We start from the raw sequence: 1,560 nt of genomic DNA, 5'->3' as shown, positions 1-1,560 counted from the left end.
GGCCCGTAGCGGGCCATGTCGCCGACCTTGAAGTTCTCGATGAAGACGTCGCACCGCGCCGCCAGCCGGCGGATCAGGGCCTGGCCCTCCGGCCGCGCGATGTCGACCGTGATCGAACGCTTGTTGCGGTTGGTGCCGAGGTAGTAGGCCGCCTCGGCGGTGTCCTCACCGTCGCGGGCCTTCAGGAAGGGCGGGCCCCAGCCGCGGGTGTCGTCGCCGCCGCTGCCGTTGCGCATCGGGCGTTCGACCTTGATCACGTCGGCGCCGAGGTCGGCGAGCGTCTGGGTGCACCAGGGGCCGGCCAGCACCCGCGACAGGTCGAGGATGCGGACGCCCGACAGCGGCTGCGGCGGGGAGGGGAGAGTGCTCATGCGGGCGATTGTGGCGCCGCGGGTCGGGATAATGGACCGATGCCGCCTTCCCGAGTTTCCCGACTTTGCATCGTCGCGTGCGTGGCCTTGGCAGCCTGCACGCCGTCGCTCGACTGGCGCGAGGTCCGCCCCGTCGGCGCCGGCGTGCTTGCGTTGTTCCCGTGCCGGCCTGCGCAGGACGTGCGGGTGGTGGCCCTGGCCGGCACCCCGCTGACGATGAACCTGCAGTCCTGCCAGGCGGCCGGTGCGACCTTCGCGCTCAGCGTCACCGATGTGCAGGATCCATCGCGCGTCGCCGCGACGCTCGATGCGCTGCGGGCGGCCGCCGCCGGCAACCTGGGCGGAGTCCCTGTCGTTGCAGCGCCCGCCGCGGTGTCCGGCATGACGCCGAATCCGCTGGCGCAGCGCGTCCGGGTCGACGGGCGCTTCCCGGACGGCACGCAGGTGCGCCAGGAGCTGCTGTTTTTCGTCAAGGGCACCGTGATTTACCAGGCGACGGTGCTCGGCGCGCGCGTGGACGCGTCGGCCGTCGACACGTTTTTCGACGGGCTGAAGCTCGCCGTGTGACGCTGCGTGTCAGCGCCGGACGGCCCGCCGGCGTTGTAGTCACATGCCGGTTTGGTGCACATGTGTGGTTTTTGTGGCGAGTCGGGGCCACGCCACAAGCCGCAGCCACCAAGTCGGCAGCTCGAACTGCCGATAATCGAAAACCATGCCCGGTCTTCTCATCATTGCCCACGCGCCGCTGGCGTCATCGCTGAAAGCGGTGGCGCAGCACACCTTCCCGGACTGTGCCCGGTTGGTCGAGGCGCTCGATGTGCTGCCCGGCATGCCGGTCGAGGAGGTCGAGCAGCAGGCGCGCGAGATGCTGCGCCGCGTGAGCAACCCCGACGCGCTGATCTTCGCCGACGTGTTCGGCGCCACGCCCTGCAACGTGGCGCAGCGCCTGGCCGACGGCCTGCACGTCAAGGTCATCGCCGGCGTCAACGTGCCGATGCTGTGGCGCTCTCTCTGCTATGCCGACGAATCCCTCGACGCGATGGTGGCACGTGCGATGGCGGGTGCCACGCAAGGCGTGATGCAAGTGGCCTCCGCGCGTCCGCAGAACCAGGCCTTCAAACCAGGCGGAAATGACCAAAACCAGCATCACCATCAGCAATAAGCTCGGCCTGCATGCACGTGCCTCGGC

General features: G+C 69.6%; 3 protein-coding genes. 2 read left to right on the top strand and 1 reads right to left on the bottom strand.

The window, feature by feature from the left end; translation table 11 throughout:
- The coding region (locus AC1D01_RS34085; protein ID WP_477873886.1) for a CoA transferase at nucleotides 1-371 on the bottom strand (371 nt) is incomplete at its 3' end.
- 81 nt (nucleotides 372-452) lie between these two features.
- On the opposite strand from AC1D01_RS34085, the gene AC1D01_RS34080 reads away from it, so the two are divergent.
- Nucleotides 453-938 carry a hypothetical protein gene (locus AC1D01_RS34080; protein ID WP_477873885.1) on the top strand — a complete coding sequence of 162 codons (486 nt, stop codon included), beginning with the start codon at nucleotides 453-455 and terminating at the stop codon, nucleotides 936-938.
- 145 nt (nucleotides 939-1,083) lie between these two features.
- Nucleotides 1,084-1,533 carry a PTS sugar transporter subunit IIA gene (locus tag AC1D01_RS34075; RefSeq protein WP_477873884.1) on the top strand — a complete coding sequence of 150 codons (450 nt, stop codon included), beginning with the start codon at nucleotides 1,084-1,086 and terminating at the stop codon, nucleotides 1,531-1,533.
- Nucleotides 1,534-1,560: the final 27 nt, after the last annotated feature.

The organism is Rhizobacter sp. P3_B12 (genome assembly GCF_056402895.1).
This window is presented reverse-complemented; position numbering and strand designations above follow the sequence as displayed.